The organism is Chromobacterium sp. LK1, assembly GCF_001043555.1.
Lineage (GTDB): Bacteria > Pseudomonadota > Gammaproteobacteria > Burkholderiales > Chromobacteriaceae > Chromobacterium > Chromobacterium aquaticum.
The window spans coordinates 20,316-37,942 of record NZ_LDUI01000025.1 but is presented as its reverse complement, the minus strand read 5'-3'; the positions used below and the strand labels follow the sequence as shown (position 1 = coordinate 37,942).

18 protein-coding genes are annotated in these 17,627 nt (G+C 63.2%); 9 read left to right on the top strand and 9 right to left on the bottom strand.

Going from position 1 to position 17,627, the window contains the following annotated elements; genetic code table 11:
* The first annotated feature begins 557 nt into the window (after window positions 1-557).
* From VI26_RS11495 to VI26_RS23865, 3 genes are all read left to right on the top strand, one after another.
* Complete coding sequence (locus tag VI26_RS11495) at window positions 558-1,097, top strand: fimbrial protein (RefSeq protein WP_048409890.1); 540 nt, start codon at window positions 558-560, stop codon at window positions 1,095-1,097.
* A gap of 64 nt (window positions 1,098-1,161) precedes the next feature.
* Complete coding sequence (locus tag VI26_RS23870) at window positions 1,162-2,220, top strand: fimbrial protein (protein WP_197081443.1); 1,059 nt, start codon at window positions 1,162-1,164, stop codon at window positions 2,218-2,220.
* A 58-nt stretch (window positions 2,221-2,278) separates the two neighbouring features.
* The gene (locus VI26_RS23865; protein WP_082151014.1) at window positions 2,279-3,361 is read left to right on the top strand and encodes a fimbrial protein; all 1,083 of its coding nucleotides are present in this window, start codon (window positions 2,279-2,281) and stop codon (window positions 3,359-3,361) included.
* Between the two features lie 12 nt (window positions 3,362-3,373).
* On the opposite strand, the gene VI26_RS11480 is transcribed toward VI26_RS23865, so the two are convergent.
* The gene (locus tag VI26_RS11480) at window positions 3,374-4,279 is read right to left on the bottom strand and encodes an S-adenosyl-l-methionine hydroxide adenosyltransferase family protein (protein ID WP_048409887.1); all 906 of its coding nucleotides are present in this window, start codon (window positions 4,277-4,279) and stop codon (window positions 3,374-3,376) included.
* Window positions 4,280-4,419: 140 nt separating this feature from the next.
* Entirely contained in the window at window positions 4,420-5,052 is a 633-nt protein-coding gene (pncA, locus tag VI26_RS11475; RefSeq protein ID WP_048409886.1) for a bifunctional nicotinamidase/pyrazinamidase, read from the bottom strand.
* A gap of 141 nt (window positions 5,053-5,193) precedes the next feature.
* On the opposite strand from pncA, the gene VI26_RS11470 reads away from it, so the two are divergent.
* Both VI26_RS11470 and VI26_RS11465 read left to right on the top strand, forming a co-directional pair.
* Complete coding sequence (locus VI26_RS11470; RefSeq protein ID WP_048409885.1) at window positions 5,194-7,551, top strand: heavy metal translocating P-type ATPase; 2,358 nt, start codon at window positions 5,194-5,196, stop codon at window positions 7,549-7,551.
* A 47-nt stretch (window positions 7,552-7,598) separates the two neighbouring features.
* On the top strand, window positions 7,599-7,808 hold the full coding sequence (locus VI26_RS11465; protein ID WP_019102750.1) for a heavy-metal-associated domain-containing protein: 210 nt from the start codon (window positions 7,599-7,601) through the stop codon (window positions 7,806-7,808).
* Window positions 7,809-8,018: 210 nt separating this feature from the next.
* Here the strand turns inward: VI26_RS11465 and VI26_RS24520 are convergent, their stop codons facing one another.
* Window positions 8,019-8,195 (bottom strand): hypothetical protein, encoded by a 177-nt coding sequence (locus VI26_RS24520; RefSeq protein WP_156183846.1) that lies wholly within the window; start codon window positions 8,193-8,195, stop codon window positions 8,019-8,021.
* A gap of 213 nt (window positions 8,196-8,408) precedes the next feature.
* Here VI26_RS24520 and VI26_RS24515 point away from each other — a divergent pair, with 213 nt between their 5' ends.
* Window positions 8,409-8,612, top strand: a complete 204-nt coding sequence (locus VI26_RS24515; RefSeq protein ID WP_048409942.1) for a hypothetical protein — start codon at window positions 8,409-8,411, stop codon at window positions 8,610-8,612.
* A gap of 67 nt (window positions 8,613-8,679) precedes the next feature.
* Here VI26_RS24515 and VI26_RS11455 read toward each other — a convergent pair whose 3' ends face one another.
* The 6 genes from VI26_RS11455 to VI26_RS11430 form a co-directional block, all read right to left on the bottom strand.
* Complete coding sequence (locus VI26_RS11455) at window positions 8,680-9,003, bottom strand: DUF190 domain-containing protein (RefSeq protein ID WP_048409884.1); 324 nt, start codon at window positions 9,001-9,003, stop codon at window positions 8,680-8,682.
* An 18-nt stretch (window positions 9,004-9,021) separates the two neighbouring features.
* Window positions 9,022-9,789 carry a 3',5'-cyclic-nucleotide phosphodiesterase gene (locus tag VI26_RS11450; protein ID WP_048409883.1) on the bottom strand — a complete coding sequence of 256 codons (768 nt, stop codon included), beginning with the start codon at window positions 9,787-9,789 and terminating at the stop codon, window positions 9,022-9,024.
* Between the two features lie 467 nt (window positions 9,790-10,256).
* Window positions 10,257-12,149, bottom strand: coding sequence for a M14 family metallopeptidase (locus tag VI26_RS11445; RefSeq protein ID WP_048409882.1), 1,893 nt, complete (start codon window positions 12,147-12,149; stop codon window positions 10,257-10,259).
* A gap of 377 nt (window positions 12,150-12,526) precedes the next feature.
* The gene (locus VI26_RS11440; protein WP_048409941.1) at window positions 12,527-13,216 is read right to left on the bottom strand and encodes an amino acid ABC transporter permease; all 690 of its coding nucleotides are present in this window, start codon (window positions 13,214-13,216) and stop codon (window positions 12,527-12,529) included.
* The gene (locus tag VI26_RS11435) at window positions 13,213-13,953 is read right to left on the bottom strand and encodes an amino acid ABC transporter permease (protein WP_048409881.1); all 741 of its coding nucleotides are present in this window, start codon (window positions 13,951-13,953) and stop codon (window positions 13,213-13,215) included. The genes VI26_RS11440 and VI26_RS11435 overlap by 4 nt, the downstream gene beginning before the upstream one ends.
* Window positions 13,954-14,068: 115 nt before the next feature.
* Complete coding sequence (locus VI26_RS11430; protein WP_048409880.1) at window positions 14,069-14,872, bottom strand: ABC transporter substrate-binding protein; 804 nt, start codon at window positions 14,870-14,872, stop codon at window positions 14,069-14,071.
* Between the two features lie 545 nt (window positions 14,873-15,417).
* Here VI26_RS11430 and VI26_RS11425 point away from each other — a divergent pair.
* Genes VI26_RS11425 through VI26_RS11415 form a run of 3 tightly spaced genes read left to right on the top strand, consistent with a single transcriptional unit; the run spans window position 15,418 to window position 17,627 of the window.
* Window positions 15,418-16,026, top strand: coding sequence for a CDP-alcohol phosphatidyltransferase family protein (locus VI26_RS11425; protein WP_048409879.1), 609 nt, complete (start codon window positions 15,418-15,420; stop codon window positions 16,024-16,026).
* Window positions 16,019-16,966, top strand: a complete 948-nt coding sequence (locus tag VI26_RS11420; protein WP_107732795.1) for a phosphatidate cytidylyltransferase — start codon at window positions 16,019-16,021, stop codon at window positions 16,964-16,966. The genes VI26_RS11425 and VI26_RS11420 overlap by 8 nt, the downstream gene beginning before the upstream one ends.
* A gap of 7 nt (window positions 16,967-16,973) precedes the next feature.
* Window positions 16,974-17,627, top strand: coding sequence for a lysophospholipid acyltransferase family protein (locus VI26_RS11415; protein WP_048409878.1), 654 nt, complete (start codon window positions 16,974-16,976; stop codon window positions 17,625-17,627).

Below are 17,627 nucleotides of genomic sequence, written 5' to 3'. Positions count from 1 at the left end.
GCTGTGTATCAGCCAGCCGGTGCAGGCCAAGATCAAAAGCTGTGATGACGAGGCGGTGATTAGTAAAGTGAGCGAAATTCCCGGCCTGCCACCGACCAGCGCTTCCAAAGCCGGCGATGTGTTGCATAAGCGGCTGTATCTGTTCTCGATCGGCTATGAGGTGGTGACTAAAATCAATGGTGACCGGATGCGCATGGGGGCGGGGTGGGCAGATGCTCCAGACCCTAATAATTTCAATACTGTGAGGCTTGCCTCTGGACTGGGGGTGCGCTGGTGTCATGCCGATAGCGGTCTCGATGGCCGCTTGATTGGTTCAAGCAACAGCGACATCAATACCTGGAGCGAGTATGAGGATTACCCTGGCAAGGTGGGGAAGTACACGCAGCAGGCATTATTTGTCCAGGAGTTTGTCTTGACCGACCCGGCAAAATACCAAGGTGGCGGGGGTGGCTACCTGAGCACGCCTTTCAGTATTTATGCTCGCGGCACCGGCAATGGCGCCAGTCAGAACGTGTCCAAAGGTTGCAATCTGCAATCAGTCAGTTCAGACAGGAGACGTGGCTTACCCCAAGGGGGTTTATCACTTTATCTACGACAACTGGTCCGGCGACACGCTTCCACCGCTGCCCGCCCCCAGCTGCAAGCTGGCGCTGGACTCCAGGCAGCTGCGTGTGTCCATGGACGCGATCAAGGTATCCGGGCTGGACCAAAAGGACGCGGTGTCCCAGGACAGCGTGCCGCTGCGCATCCGGCTGGAGGAACGCGCGATCAATGCCAAGCCGTCCATCAACTTCACCGACGCGGGTACGCCCGAAAATACCAGCCATACGCTGCGGCCGAATAATGCCGGCGCAGTCGGCAGTCGGCAGCGCCAAGGGGGTCTGGGCGTGCGTCAGCGGCGGAATCAGCAGACCGATGTGTATTTCGGCCCGTCCAGCAGCAGCGACGGCAGCCGCAGCATTGCGCTGGGCACCGCCAGCAGCGGCAATCCGGTGCTGACGCTGGATCTGAACGCACACTATGTGCGCACCACCGCCGCGCCTATCCAGCCGGGCGCGTTTGCGGCGACGGCCACTTTTGTCGTGTCTTATCCGTGAGCTCGGCCCATTGCATGTGTGGTCTAGCAAGGTCGTTGCGGGATTCAAACTAAAGGAGTCGGTTATGTGGCATTGGAGTGGTGTTGCTACTGCTTTATTGACGCTGTTGTTAAGTGGTATGGCCGGGGCGGGGCCATGTGAGCCGGTGGAGGCTGCGCAAAAATTCAGTGTCCTGTTTGACAAAACCTTCACCAAGCCGGAGGACAACGCGATAGGTATGGTGTTTCCGAATGCGTACACGTGGGATTTGGGGACGTATTACCCAGGGCGGTGCGCGTGTACGGGAACTTCATCGCGCAGCGACACGTTTTTTACGACGAAAACCTCGCTTATCGCGCGAGAGATTAGGGTCGTTGATGGGAGGTCAGTGCAGTTTTATGAGATCAATCGTAACCTGCAGGTGGCCACGGAGATCTTTATTGTTGGGGGGAAAGGATTTATGCCCACCCCATGGGTAGATTTGAATAATGGCAATCAGGGCTCCGAGCCGTGTAGGAATGGCTTCGTGAGCCCGATCCATTTCGGGACGGGTAGCAAAGGTCGTGTACATCTGCTGATCAGTTATCCGTTTGTCGGGACTCTGGCGGTGCCAGAGTTCAAAGTGTTGGATCTTTACGCGGTGAGGTCGGACCCGAAGCCGGCGGCCACTAAATCCATAATGGGTTTGTATATGAGCATGAACGTAACGGTGCCGCAGAACTGCAAGCTGGTGCCGGGTCAGCAGACCAGCATCGATTTTGGCTCCCTCATGCCTTCGCAACTGGTTAGTCCCGGCGCGGCGGGACAAAAGGTGGTGAATCGGAATTTTCAGATCCAGTGCAGCAATATCTCCGCCGGGGTCAAGATCAATCTGGCGCTGGAGGGACGGCCGCATGGCCAGGCCCCGCGTTACCTGGAAACCACGCATCAGGATGTCGCGGTGGCTATGGAGAGCGGCGGCAAGTTGGTGGCGCCGACTTTGCTGGGCGCCATACCGATAGCGAATCAATTGATCCCGATCACGCTGGATTACCAAAGCCAAAAAGCGCAATTCGATTTGTCCGCCTGGCCGGTGAAAATGCGGCCGCGTCCGCAGCCGGGCGCGTTTCAGGGCAGTGCTACCTTGAAGTTTGATTTTGAATAAGAACGAATAGGCTGTGGCCATTTCGATGGGCCGCCTAATTTGGATTGGAATATAAGAAATGCAATATGCGCGGAGCCTTGTGGCCGCCTTGCTGGCGTTATTGTTTTGCGCGACAGCGGAAGCCGGCTTTTGTGAGCCGGAAAACAGTGCGGAAAGAGTGGGCTTTGCATTCAACAAAACCCTGGATTCCACGGAAGGCAATGTTGGTGGCAGTGTGTTGGCCGATGCCCATAGCTGGAATACCGGAGGCCATTACAATGTTAATTGTGATTGCCTCGTACCAGGGCAAGAGTATCGCAGCAATGTCTTTTTCAGCACCAAGACCACGCTGAACAAGGGCGTGAGCAGAACCATCAACGGCGCGGTTATCCAGTTTTATGAAATCAACCGTAATTTACAGGTGGGCACGGAACTCTATCTTGGCGAAGGTGTGCAAGCGTTCAGGGCCACGCCTTGGGAAGGGGTGGATAATCTGACCACCACGAGTAGTCGCTGTTCCGTCGTTGGTGGTGCCATCGATGCCACTATACGGGTGCCGCTGACAACCGCCCGCCGGGGCCGGCTGCATCTGTTCATCAACAGCCCTTTTACCGGCAGCGTCAGCGTGCCGGAGTTCAAAGTGCTGGATTTATACGGCAACATGACCTCGCCGAAACCGATGTCGGTACGACCCATCATGAGCTTGTTCATGAGCGTGAACGTGGTGGTGCCGCCGCGTTGTCAGTTGGCGGCCGGTCAGCAGACCTCCATTGATTTCGGCGCGCTGAGCCCGGCGCAGCTGGCCAGTCCGGGCGCGGGCAGGCAAGGCGTGGTAAAGCGCAATTTCCAGATTCAGTGCAGCAATGTGTCGGCCAAGGTCAAAGTCAGCCTGGCGCTGGAGGGACGCCCTTATGGCCAGGATGCGCGCTATCTGAAAACCTCGCATGGCGGTATTGCGATAGCGATGGAGAGTGGCGGCAAGCTGGTTCCGCCCAGCCGCCCCGGTTCCACGCCAGCGTCGAATCAGTTGATCCCGATCGCGTTGGACTACTCGAGTCTGAAAGCGCAGTTCGATCTGTTGGCCTGGCCGGTGAAGATGCAGCCGCGCCCGGAGCCGGGCGCGTTCCAAGGCAATGCCACCCTGCTGTTTGATTTTGAATAGCGCTAGCGGACTCTAGGGCCGGCTCAGTTCCACCGACCATTCCGGCCCGGAGCCAATGCCGCGCTTGGCAGCGTAGTTGTCCCTATTCAATGCCAGCGACACGTCCAGCAGGCTGTTCAGATAGACCAATGGCTGGCCGCTGGCCACTTCGCCAAAGGTGTGGCGATACGGCGCCACCACCTCGTCCACCGGCTTGCCCTGCTTGAAGATGCGCACTTTCACCGCGTCGCCGGGGCGGAAGCCCTGGGCTTCGAACAGGGCTTTGGGGATATTGGTCCACACATTGCCGTATTGCGGGTCCAGCACCGGAATCATGCCCTTGAGCCGTCCATTGGCGGCTTCCGCGCGCTGATACGGCAGCTTGACCACGGCGGACGCCGGCAGCGGTGGGCCCACTTCCTCGAAACGGATCTTGCCGGCGGCCAGCCGCGCGCCGGTGTAGGCGTAGACATCGCGGCCGTGGAAGGTGTAGGACGCGGCCGAACCTTGCAGGCGGTTGGTTTTTTCGTCGATGCGGCGCAGCTCGGCCACGCCGTCGCGCTCGGCGATCAAGGTCAGCAGGCCGTTGTTGGGATTGACGAAGTAGCGGCCGTCCCGGGTTTTCAGTACCACGGATTGGCGCTCGGTGCCGACGCCAGGGTCCACCACCGATACGAACACCGTGCCCTTGGGCCAGTAGTTGGCGGTCTGGTACAGCCGGTAGGCGCCGCTCCAGATGTCGTAATCGGGGATTTCGTGGGTGAGGTCGGACAGCGTCAGCTTGGGGTCCACCGAGTAGGCGACGCCGCGCATTGCCGACACCGCGCCATCCTTGAGGCCAAAGTCGGTCATCAGCACCAGCGGTGCGTCCGCGCGCGCCAGCCCGGCCAGCAGCAGGCCGGCGGCGAGCCAGAGGCGGGCGTTTTTGAATAGCTTCATTCTTTTTCTCCTAAGTGTTTTTGTTTCCAGGCGCCTGCCAGCGCCGGGCTTGCCTAAAGCCTGTTCAACGTCTCGCGAGCTAGACGAGACAAGGTGATTTAAACAACCCCACCGCTGCGCAGCAGACATTGAACCGCTTGTTACACCTCGTCCGAGCGCAGCCTCTGCACGCCGGCGGCCAGCATCTGCGCCCAGGCGCTGCTGAGCGAGCCGTTCAGATTGATGCCGCGGCAGGCGTCGTCCACCACCGTGGTTTCCAGGCCGGCGGCGCGCGCGTCCAGCGCGCTCCAGGCCACGCAGTAGTCGGTGGCGAGTCCGGCCAGCCATACCCGCTTGACGCCGCGCTCGGCCAGGTAGCCGGCCAGGCCGGTGGGGGTTTGGCGATCCGCTTCGACAAAGGCGGAATAGCTGTCCAGCGCCGGGTTGCAGCCCTTGCGGATGATCAATTGAGCCAGGCTGGTGTCCAGTTCCGGGTGGAAGGCCGCGCCATGGCTGCCGGCCACGCAATGATCCGGCCACAGCGTCTGTTCGCCATAGGGCAGTTGGATGCTGTCGAAGGGCTGAGTGCCGGCATGCTGGCTGGCGAAGGACACATGTTTGGCCGGGTGCCAGTCCTGGGTCAGGATCACCCGGTTGAAGAACTGCATCATGTGGTTGATCAGCGGCACGATTTGATCGCCGTCGGCCACCGCCAGTTCGCCGCCGGGACAAAAACTGTTTTGCACGTCCACCACGATCAGGGCGCAATCGTCGCCGTAGCGCTTCAGGGGCATAGCGTTTTCCTGCAAGGGTTCTCAGCCTTTCTTGTTACCACGCGGCCGCCGGCGCGGTAAAGCCCGACGCGGCGACAATCGCGAAATAGGGTTTGCCATTTATACCCTATGGGGGTATATAATTCAACCCAGGAGGTCATCATGACAGCAAGCACCGTGGATTTGCCGATTGAGGGCATGAGTTGCGCGGCCTGCGCCGCCAGGATTGAGAAACAGTTGAACCGGCTGGATGGGGTGGAGGCGGCGGTCAACTTCGCCAGCGAATCGGCCAAGGTCTCGTTCGACCCGGTCAAAACCCCGCCGCAAACCTTGGTGGACACCATCGCCAAGACCGGCTTCGCCGTGCCGCGCCGGCAGGCGGAGCTGGATATTCAGGGCATGACTTGCGCCGCCTGCGCCGGCCGCATCGAGAAGGTGCTGAATCGGCTGCCGGGCGTGTCCGCCCAGGTCAACTTCGCCAGCGAGAGCGCCCGCGTCGATTACGTGGCCGGACTGGCCGACGAGGCGGCGCTGATCGCCGCGGTCAGCCGCGCCGGCTACCAGGCCGCGGCCAAGGCCGGGCCGGGCGACGACACCCTGGCGGCCGAGCATGCGCGCCGTTACCGGCGCGAGCGGCTGTGGTTCGCGTTTTCCGCCTTGCTGACGCTGCCCTTCGTCATTGAAATGGTGGCGATGTTCAGCGGCGGTCATCATGGCTGGCTGCCGCGTTACTGGCAGCTGGCGCTGGCCACGCCGGTGCAGTTCGTGGTTGGCTGGCGCTTCTACAAGGGCGCCTGGGCGGCGTTGCGCGGCGGCGGCGCCAATATGGATGTGCTGGTGGCCTTGGGCACCAGCATGGCCTGGCTGCTATCGGCGGCGGTGACGCTGCTGGGGCTGGAAGACCAGCATGTTTATTTCGAGGCCAGCGCCTCGGTGATTACCCTGGTGCTGTTGGGCAAATTGCTGGAGGCGCGCGCCAAGGGCAAGACTTCGGCGGCGATAGAGGAGTTGATCCGGCTGGCGCCCAAGACCGCCCGCGTGGAGCGCGAGGACGGCCGGGTGGAAGAGGTGGCGGTGACCGCGCTGCGTCAGGGCGATGTGGTGGTGGTGCGCCATGGCGAAACCTTGCCGGTGGACGGCGAGGTGGTGGACGGCGCGGCGGCGCTGGACGAAAGCATGCTCACCGGCGAAAGCCTGCCGGTGGCCAAGCGTGTCGGCGACAGCGTTTACGCCGCCACCCGCAATCAGGACGGCATGCTGAAGGTGCGCGCCACCGGCGTGGGCGGCGATACCCAGTTGGCCGAGATCGTGCGTCTGGTCAGCGCGGCCCAGGGCTCCAAGGCGCCGATCCAGCAATTGGCGGACGTGATTTCCGGCGTGTTCGTGCCGGTGGTGGTGGGCATCAGCTTGTTGACCTTCATCATTACCGGGCTGTGGTTGCAGGATTGGTCGGCGGCGCTGATCCACGCGGTGGCGGTGCTGGTGATCGCCTGCCCGTGCGCCTTGGGCCTGGCCACGCCGACGGCGGTGATGGTGGGCGTGGGCAACGGCGCGCGGCGCGGCATTCTGTTCCGCAACGCCACCGCGCTGGAGCTGGCCAGCCAGGTGGGCGTGCTGTTGGTGGACAAGACCGGCACGCTGACCGAGGGCAAGCCGCAAGTGAAACAAGTGCTGCCCTTGGCGGCGGACGCGGACCTGGTGCTGCAACTGGCCGCCAGCGTGGAGGCCGGCTCGGAACATCCGCTGGCGCGGGCCATTCTGCAGCAGTCGCAACAGCAGGGCCTGCCCTTGCTGCCGGTCAGCGGCTTCGCCGCCCAGGTGGGGCAGGGGGTGCAGGCGGAGGTGGCTGGCCACGGCCTGGTGCGCGCCGGCGTGCCCGGCTGGCTGGGCGAGCTGGCGCAAACCGCCGCCTTGCCCTTGCAGCAGGCGGGCAACACCGTGGTGGCGGTGGCGCGCGGGGAGGAGTTGCTGGGATTGTTGGCCATCGCCGACCGCATCCGGCCCAGTTCGGCCCAGGCTGTGGCGCAGTTGCAGGCCATGGGCATACGGGTGGCGATGCTGACCGGCGACAACCCGGCCACCGCCGCCGGCATCGCCGCGGAAGCGGGCATTCGCGATTATCGCGCCGAGGTGAAGCCGCAGGACAAGGCGGCGGAGGTGCGGCGCTGGCAGGCGCAGGGTTTCAAGGTGGCGATGATGGGCGACGGCGTCAACGACGCGCCGGCGCTGGCCGCCGCCGACGTCAGCCTGGCGATGGGCGCCGGCTCGGACGTGGCGATCGAGGCCGCCGACATCACCCTGATGCACGGCGATCTGATGCACGCGGTGGACGCGATCCGGCTGTCGCGCGCCAGCCTGCGTAAAATCCGGCAGAATCTGCTGTTCGCCTTCATCTACAACGTGATGGGGATACCGCTGGCGGCGCTGGGCATGTTGAACCCGGTGATCGCCGGCGCGGCGATGGCGATGAGTTCGGTATCGGTGGTGAGTAATTCGCTGTTGCTGCGGCGCTGGAAATAAGGCGGCATCGGCGCTAGCGAAGTTTTGAATTTTTTCAGGAGAAAGCAATGTCCGAATTGATCATGAAAGTGGATGGCATGACCTGCCAGGGTTGTGTGAAAAGCGTCAGTGGCGTGCTCAGCGGCATGGCCGGCGTCAGCGAGGCCGAGGTCAGCCTGGAGGCCAAGCAGGCCAAGGTGGTGTACGACGCCGAGATCGTGTCGCCGGAGGAGTTGGCGGCGGCGGTGGAGGACGCGGGCTTCGACGTGACGCGCTGAGCCTTAAACGGCGGCGTAGCGGAACAGGGCATGGCTTGCGGGCCATGCCCTGTTTCATTGTGCTCCATGGTGGGGCGTTGACCGAGCACCCGCAATTTTAAGAGGCGTGGACGTCGATGGGCTGACGGCAATATATTGTTTTTCAATGATCTTGCCGGCTTGACGGTTTAGGGGGGGGGCCAGCATCAAGCTATACTTGGCTGGCAGAGGTCAATGATGACTGTCGAGAAAACCATAGGGAAAATGAGGACATCGGCGGGTAATATCAGTTTTGATGAACTTGTGGCCGTGTGTGATGCCCTTTTCGGCAAAGGGCGGGTTAAGAACCTGTTCAAAGTCTGCTGCGCTGCGGCGATACAGCGTTGAAACCGAACTCAAAATGCTCATGTACCACTTGTACATTCCGCTTTTTCGCTCGTTTTCGCCTTGTCTCGCTCTTGCTCGCGAGACTTTGAACAGGCTCTAAGGGCAGCCATCATATCTACAAGATCCCAGGTGTGCCGGGCGGGGTTAATATTCAAGACAATGGCCACGGCAAAGCGAAAGCCTATCAGGTTAAGTAGGTGCTGAAAGCGATTGAGAAGATTGAAGGAGCGTAAGATGGATTATCGACACTACTCATACCGGGTCGTCTGGTCGTCGGAAGACGAGGAGTATGTTGGGCTCTGCGACGAGTTTCCCTTGCTGTCGCACCTTGACAGTACTCAGGACAAGGCTTTGCATGGCATCGTCGCGCTGGTGAAAGACGTGTACGAGCATATGAAGGAAGAGCGTCAGCCTCTGCCGGAGCGTTTGAGCGCTTGAATCGACGCAGCTTCTCCCTCGCCCATCGGCGGGTTTGTTTTATCCGCCGTCCCTTGGCGCTTCGCTTTTACGATTCCTCCTCCCCCAACACGCCGAATTCCACCGGCGTTTTCACGTAAAACACCCTGACCCCGGCGGCGGCGAGCGCGGCCAGCAGTTGTTCGGCCTCGTCGGCGCTGAGCGCCAGCGTCACTTCCTCCGGCTGGTCCGCCAGGTCGAAGAAGTGGGCGGAGTGCAGCCGGCGGTGGCGGCCGTAGCCTTCGCTGGCGGCGAACAAGGTGGCGCCGCGTATGCCCAGCCGCCGCGCTTGCTGCACGATCCATTCCGCCAGCGGCTGGCCATCGTGACTGTGGCCTTGCTGAGTGAAGAACGAGAGTTGATAGCCTTGCATCGCGCGGACCTCCGGCGGCTACAGTTCGATCAGCATGCCTTCGCGCAGCGGGCAGACGCGCAGGCCGTTGGGGTATTCCGAGTGCAGCTGTTCCAGCATGTGTTCGCGGCAGCCGGGGTCGATATGGCTGATCCACAGATGGGTGTTGGCCGGCAGTTGCGGCAGGAAGAGCAGCAGCAGGGCCGGCGTCATATGGCCCTGGCGCGCGGCCTCGGCCTGGCGTTCGTCGGTATAGGTCAGCTCGCAGATCACATCGGTCAGCGAGGGCACATTGGACACCCATTGCCAAAAGGCCGGGCAGGGTCCGCTGTCGCCGCTGAAGGCCAGCGCGCGCCAGCTGCCTTCTATCAGCCAGCCCAAGGCCGGCACGTTGTGATTGGCCGGCAGCGCGGTGGCCAGCCCTTCGCCCAGCGGCAGCGCGTAGCCGGGTTCCACCGCCTGCAGCCGTAGCCAGGGTTGTTCGGCGCTGGGCTGGCGGGTGTAGTCCGGCCACAGCTCGCCGTTGAACAGGTGGGCGCGCAGCGCGTCCAGCGTTTCCTGCTGGCTGTAGACCGTGAGGCCGGGGCCGCGATGGCTGGCGTGGACATCGGCCAGCAGCGGCAGGCAGCCGCAGTGGTCGGCGTGGCTATGGGTGAGCAACACTTGGCGGATGGACAGCATTTCGTCGGCGCGCAGGCTGGTGACGCCGGTGCCGCAGTCTATCAGGGTGTGGTCGTCGATCAGGAAGCTGGTGGTGTGATGGGGATGGCCAATGCCGGCGGCGGCGCCGAGGACCTTGATGTGCATGGGTTTCTCCTGGTTGCGGCTGTTGACCGGCCAAGGCCGGTCCGCCGCTGCAAACATGGAAACGATCTGCTGCCCGCCCCGCCTGACGCGAGTTATTGTCCTGGCCGCCATGAGGGCGACGGCCGGTTTGAATCCTTCTAGTGTAGACAAACCGGCCGCCGCTTGCGCGCTCCAGGGTTTAGAACCTGTTTACGATCTCGCGAGCTAAGGCGAGACAAGGCGTTGCGGCTGAGAAAGCGGAATGTACGCGTGGTACATGAGCATTTCGAAGGCGCACTCACCGTGTAAGGCATCCGCGACGCGCAGCAGATCGTAAACAGGTTCTTAGAACCTGTTCAAAGTCTCGCGAGCAAGAGCGAGACAAGGCGAAAACGAGCGAAAAAGCGGAATGTACAGGTGGTACATGAGCATTTTGAGCTCGGTTTCAACGCCGTATCGCTGAAGCGCAGCAGACTTTGAACAGGCTCTTAGCGCACGATGCCCACCGGGTAGAGGAAGCGATTGCTGTCGGCGAACGGGGTCTGCTCATAGAACCAGTTGAGCCGGGCGTTGCGGTCCTTGGCGAACTTGGGGTCCTTGAGCCTGGCCTGGAAGGCTTGGCGCAAGGCTGGGCTTTCCGCCAGCATGCGCCGCGCCATCGGTTCCATCACATAGGCTTCCGGCGCTTCCGCCGAGGTGAGGTTGGCGTTGAAGAAGCCCCAGTGCAGGAAGGAGTCCGGGCTGCTCGGCTCCAGTAGCAGCATCGCCAGCGTGCCCAGCGGCTGTTGCGGGTCCACCATCACGGAGCCGGCCGGATAGGTGACTTTGCGCTGCAGCGGGCTGGGCTTGCCGTCTATCAGCAAGCGGCCTTCGTAGCCGGGAATCTTGTCGGCGGATTCGCGATCCGGCTCGAACGGGGTGCCCAGCTTGATGTCGTCCAGCCGGTAGACGGTGACGTCCAGGGTTTCCGGGCGGCTCAGCTCGCGTAGCTGGATGCCGTGGGCGCGCAGGCGGGCGATCACCTCGTGCCATTGCGCCGGCACCACATAGGCCTTGGGCCGCGCGGCGATCAGGTCCGGCACGGTCAGCGGGGTGATGGGCAGGCGGTAGTCGCGCGGCTGATTGCTCCAGCGCACGATTTTGTCGCCGGTGATGGGGGAGGGCACTTTGTCGAACTTGACGCCCTTGAAGTCCACCAGCTTGGGCTTGCCCTCGGCTTCCTTCCAGGTCAGCGTCACCGGGTCCGGCCGCGCGGCGCGGTCCTTGGCGATGGCGGCGCGCAGGCCGTCGTAATGGCGGGACACGCTGTCGAAGATGGCGCGGTAGAGCACGTAGTTGCCCAGCACTTGCTGCTTGTAGGGCTTGAGCGCGTGCAGTTCCACCAGGATGGCGGGGATGCCGCGGGCGTCGGCGTACTGGTTGGAGAAGCGCGCCAGGTCGCTGTAATACGGGTAATAGCCCTTGTCGGGGTTCTCGTTGTCGTTCATCGAGATGCAGACATTAGGCTCGTGGCCGTAGCGGCGCAGCTCGCGATAGACCTCGGGCGTCATCACCTGGTCCATCCAGCGGCTGGACGCGGGCGACCAGCCCTGGCCGTTATTGCAATAAGTGACGTCGTACTGGTAGTTGACGCCGTCGGTGCTGTGGGTGTCGATGAAGAAGTCCGGCTGGTAGTCGTTGAGCGCGCGCGCCACATTACGGATTTCCGGGCTGTCCAGCTTGGTGAAGTCGCGGTTCAGGTTGAGGTTGCGGCCGTTGACGCGCCAGCCGGTCTGTTCCGGCCCGTTCTGGTTGATGCGGCCGTATTTGCCGTAGCGCATGTCGCCGTCCACGTTGACAGTGGGGACGAACAGCAGGTTGACCTTGGACAGCAGCGCGTCGTCGCGGATCAGCAGGTCGCGGATCAGCATCAGCCCGGCGTCCTTGCCATTGGCTTCGCCAGGGTGAATGCCGGCTTGCACATAGATCAGCGGCTTGCCGCTGGCGCGCAGGCCCTGCGGCGATTTGTCGGCGGCGGCGGACACCACCGCCATCATCATGTCGTGGCCCTGGTCGGTTTTCTCCGCCATCGGGCTGAGCTTGAGCAGCGCCGGCTTGGCGGCGGCCAGCCGGTTCAGATAGGCGATGGTTTCCAGATAGGCCGGCGTGTGCTTGAAGCCGCTGGCTTCCAGCGGGGTGGCCCATGGGTCGTCCGCCTTGGCGGCGAAGCGCTGGCTGTCCCCCTGCCAGGGGATGTCTGGCGGCAGCACCCGCTGGCGCGCGGCGGACAGGTATTGGCTGTCGTCGACGTAGTCCGGCGCGGCCGGCATGGCGTGCGCGTGCGGGCTGAGGTGCAGGGCGGCGAAGGCGGAAACGATGGCGAAGCGTAGCGACAAGTGCATGATGATTATCCTGATTGTCCGAGACCGAAATAGGCTACGCCCGGCTCCCCCGTAGACGCACGGGCTGTTGCGAGGTGGCTTGACGCGGATCAAGCGCTTGCTCGCCGCGGTTCCAAGTGAAACGCATTCTGCTCGAATCAAAAAGCCGGAGCCCCGCGCTATAGGACTCCGGCGCGTGCGCTGCCCAATGCTATGAGGTCGCTTCAAGACCCGGGAAGGTTTTCCCCGGGCTCTGAGCCTGTTCAAAGTCTCGCGAGCAAGGGCGAGACAAGGCGAAAACGAGCGAAAAAGCGGAATGTACACGTAGTACATGAGCATTTTGAGCTCGTACTCACCGTGCTACGCCTCACGAAGCGCAGCAGACTTTGAACAGGTTCTCAGGCCCGGGCCGGCAGGCTCCAGCGCTTGTCGCTCCAGCGGCCCAGCAACTGCAGGCCGCCGCAGACCAGGAAATAAGCCAGCGCGATGAAGGCGAAAATCTCCAGCGGGTAGACCTGTTCGCGGTTGTTGACCTGGGTGGCGACGAAGGTGAATTCGGCCACGCCCACCACATAGGCCAGCGAGCTGTCCTTGATCAGGGTGATCCACTGATTGACGAAGGAGGGCAGCATCATGCGCAAGGCCTGCGGCAGCACGATCAACCGCAGCGTCTGCCAGCGGTCCAGTCCCAGCGACAGCCCGGCCGCCCATTGGCCGGGGCCGATGGCGGCAATACCGGCCTGCACCGACTGGCTCAGATAGGCGGCGTTGATCAGCGCCAGCGCCAGCACCACGGTGAGCACGCCGGGGATATCCACGCCAAACAGGATGGGCAGCAGGAAATAGCACCAGAAGATCAGCATCAGCACCGGTATGGCGCGCAGAAGTGCCACCAGCGTGCCCAGCGCGCGGCGCGGGCCGGGTCCGCCCATCACCAGGGCGATGCCGCCGGCCAGGCCCAGCAGGCTGGCCAGCACGCCGGCGGCGGCGCTGATGGCCAGGGTCAGCAGCAGGCCGCCGGGCTCGCCGTTGGCCAGATTGCCCCACAGCAGATAATCGAGATTGTCCTGAATCACCGGCGGCATCATCGCGGCGCCCTCCATGCCGGCTCGCCGCGCTGGCTCAGTGCCTGGGTCAGTAGCACCAGCAGCAGATAGGCTGCGGTGGCGACGGCGAAGGCCTGGAAGGCGAGCAAGGTTTCGGTTTCCACTTGACGCGAGGTGTAGGACAGCTCGGCCACGCCTATGGCCATCGCCAGCGAGGTGTTCTTCACCACCGCGGTGTACTGGCCGATCAGCGGTCGGCGCGCCAGCGCCCAGGCCTGCGGCAGCACCACCCAGCGGAATTCCTGCCAGCCGTTCATGCCCAGCGCACGCGCGGCCTGGCGCTGGCCGGCGGCGACGCCGCGCAGTCCGGCCTGCAGTTCGCCGCAGATGAAGCTGGCGCTGTATAGCGTCAGGCCCACCAGCGCGGCCAGGAATTCAAAGGACGGCCACGGCAAGGCCAGGCCGCCCGGCAAGGGCAGGCTGCGCGGGGTGTTCAACCACAGCATGGCGGCCTCCGGCAGCAGGCCGGCCACGCCGAAATACCACAGCAGCAATTGCACCATCAGCGGGGTGTTGCGGTGCAGGCTGATCCAGAGTCCGGCGCCGCGGCCCAGCGCGCGCCAGCGCGACTCCAGCGCCGCGGTCAGCAGCATGCCGAGCGCGGTGGCGGCGGCGCAGACCAGCAGGGCTAGCCAGCCGGTGAGCAGCGCGCCCTTGAGTAGCCAGCCCAGGTAGTGGGGCTCCAGCCAGTGATGGCCGAGCCAGGAGGGGGGATTCATTGCTTGCGGTCCTGTATTGCGATTGCGCTTCGCCTTGCAGCGCCGGCGGCGTCTGAAATGGCGAAACCGCCGGGCGTGCCCGGCGGCTGGGGATACGGATGGGAAAACGCGGGTCTTAGCTGGCTTCGCCGATCTTGAAGTCCCTAGGCAGCGGCGCCTTGGTGGCCGGGCCGAACCACTGATTGTAGATCTTGGCGGCCTGGCCGGATTTTTCCAGTTCCAGCAGGCTGTCGTTCACCGCCTTCAGCAGCCGCGTCTCGCCCTTGGGCAGGCCGATGGCCTGGTATTCGCGGGTCAGAGTGAACGGCGCCAGCTCGAACTTGGCCTTGTCCGGCGCATTGGCCAGCAAGGCGGCCAGCTTGGAGCCGTCCTGGCTGATGGCCTGGACATTGCCGTTGCGCAGCGCGGTGAAGGCCAGCGGGGTGTCGTCATAGGCCACCACGGTGGTTTTCGGGTATTTGTCGCGCAGGTTCACTTCCTGGGTGGTGCCCTTGTCCACGCCCACGCGCAGGCCGGCCAGTTGCTCCGGCTTTTGCAACGATCCCTTGCGGGCGATGAACTGCTGGCCGGAGGCGAAGTAGGGCAGGCTGAACGCCACTTGCTTCTTGCGCTCGTCGGTGACGGTGAAGTTGGCGGCCACCAGATCGGCCTTGCCGGACACCAGCAGCGGCACGCGGTTGGCCGGGTTGGTGGGAATCAGGCTGAGTTTGACGCCCAGTTTCTTGGCGATGTGCTGGGCCACGTCCACGTCCAGGCCGGAAATCTGGCGGGTCTTGGCGTCGAGGAAGCCGAAGGGCGGGTTGCTGTCGAAGGCGGCGACACGCAGCACGCCGGCTTTCTTGATGTCGTCCAGGCGGTCGGCCCAGGCGGCGGTGGCGGTGGCGCTCAAGGCGATGGCCAGTGCGATGGCGTGTTTCATGATGATGCCCCTAGTCTGAAGACGCGCCGCGGGTTTCGATCGCGCCTGTGGCGGCGCGTTTTCAGAAGATGCCGGCGCATCGTGATTCCGAGAAATTTCCTGCCATGGATAAACCCATGACATGCGATGAGCTGATGCTAAGGCATCTTGCAAATTCTTGGAAATTATTAAAAATTAGTCCCATATGCCAATTTGTTTTGATCTGGTGATTTTCATCATTGGAACAATGCCTTGGGCGGATAGGCGAAACACTGGCATCAAGGCCTTGGAGAGCGCTCCCTTGGCTTTCGCTTGGGTGGAGTGGCCTGATGCTTGTTATGGCTTTTCAGGCCGGGTAATAGACCCAATCCGGTAACGGAAGTGATTGTTTTAGGTATGATTGACAAACAATTTCCTTTGCCGCCCTTTCCTGCAATCGGCATAATCGCGGTTTTCCGAAGCCCCGTCCCATTGCCGGGCGTGGAGTCGGATTTGAAACTTTTTTTGACGACTGTAGTGACGGGGCACGATAGCCGCACCCTTTCATCGCCGTCCGCATAAGCGACATGCCTAGTATTTACCAACTCAAATCCCGCTTTCAGGACCTGCTGCGCCCCTTGCTGCGCGGCCTGGTTTCCCTTGGCGTCACCGCCAACCACGTCACGCTCGGCGCCATGCTGGCCTCCATCGCCTACGGCGGCTGGCTGGCTTGCCAGCCGGAGCGGCCCTTGCCCTGGCTGCTGCTGCCGGTGTTCCTGTTCCTGCGCATGGCCCTGAACGCCATCGACGGCATGCTGGCGCGCGAGCACGGCCAAAAGTCGCGGCTGGGCGGCATTCTCAACGAGGTGGGCGACGTGGTGTCCGACGCCGCGCTCTATCTGCCCTTCGCCCTGCTGCTGGCGCAGCCGGCCTGGGTGGCGCTGGCGGTGGTGCTGGCGCTGCTGACTGAGTTCGTCGGCGTGCTGGGGCCCAGCTTGGGCGCGAGCCGGCGTTACGACGGGCCGATGGGCAAGAGCGACCGCGCCTTTGCGTACGGCGCCTACGCGCTGCTGTTGGGCCTGTGGCCGCAGGCGGCGGCCTGGGGCGGCTGGGTGTTTGGATTGAGCGCCGCCTTGATGGCGCTGACCTGCGTCAATCGGGCGCGGTCCATTTTGAAAGAGGGCGAGCATGTTTAAACCGCTGTTGCCGCAGGCATTGATCTGGGCGCTGGGCGCCGTATTCGCGCTGCTGGTGATCGCCAGCGTCGCCATCCGCGTGCTGGAGAGCCGCTCGCCGCAGAAGAACTGGCTGGAATTGAAGCTGCGCATCCGTACCTGGTGGTGGATCGTCGCCTGCTTCTCGCTGACCTTGCTGGGCAATGTGCCGCTGGCGCTGGTGGTGTTCGCGCTGATCAGCTTCCTGGCGCTGAAGGAATACCTGACGCTGTGCGCCACTCGCACCGCCGACCACGTGGTGCTGTTCTGGGCCTATCTGAGCATCCCGCTGCAGTATTACTGGCTGGGCATCCACTGGTACGGCATGTTCATCATTTTCATTCCGGTCTACATCTTCCTGTTCCTGCCGATGCGCATGGTGCTGATCGGCGAGACCCAGGGCTTTCTCAAGGCCGCCGCCTCGCTGCAATGGGGCTTGATGATCTGCGTGTTCTGCCTGAGCCACATGGCCGCGGTGCTGACCCTGCCGCAGCTGACCCATATCGGCGAACCGGCCCAAGGCGCGATGCTGCTGTTCTACCTGGTGGCGCTGACCCAGCTCAACGATGTGGCGCAATACCTGTGGGGCAAGGCCTTTGGCCGGCGCAAGGTGGCGCCCAAGGTATCGCCCAACAAGACGCTGGAGGGTTTCCTCGGCGGCGCGCTGACCACCTGCCTGCTGGGCTGGCTGCTGGGGCCGCTGCTGACGCCGTTCTCGCCGCTGCACGCGGCGCTGGCCGGCCTGCTGATCGGGGTGATGGGCTTTATCGGCGACATCGTGATTTCCGCGGTGAAGCGCGACATCGGGGTCAAGGACTCCGGCCGCCTGCTGCCCGGCCACGGCGGGGTGCTGGACCGGCTGGATTCGCTGACTTATACCGCGCCGCTGTTCTTCCACTATGTCCACTACTTGTACTTCTGAGCCGATGATGAGCCGATTGCTGCGCATTCTGTTCGTACTGCTGCTGGCCCGGCCGGTGGTGCGGCTGTGGCTGGGGGTGACGGTGCGCCACCAGGAGCGGCTGCCGCTGCGCGGCCCGGCCATCGTGGTGGCCAACCACAACAGCCATCTCGACATCCTGGCGCTGTACAGCCTGTTTCCGCTGGGCCGCATCCCCGAGGTGCAGCCGGCGGCGGCGGCGGACTACTTCCTGAAAAACCGCCTGTTCGCCTGGTTCGCCACCCAGGTGGTGGGCATCATCCCGGTGGTGCGCGGCGGCGTGGCCAAGGGCCTGGACCCGCTGGAGGGCTGCCGCGAGGCGCTGCGCCAGGGCCGCATCCTGATCCTGTTCCCGGAAGGTTCGCGCGGCGAGCCCGAGGTGTTGTCCGAGATCAAGTCCGGCATCTGGTATCTGACTCGCGATTTTCCCGATGTGCCGGTGGTGCCGGTCTATCTGCACGGCCTGGGCCGGGCGATGGGACGCGGCCAGTGGCTGCCGGTGCCGTTCTTCGTCGACATCGCCGTCGGTCGCCCGCTGCAGTGGCTGGAAGAGAAAGCCGCTTTCCGCGACCGCATCCGCGAATCGCTATTGCATTTGAAGCAAAAAACGCTGCCCGCCGCGCCGGCGGAGCAGGAGGCTTGA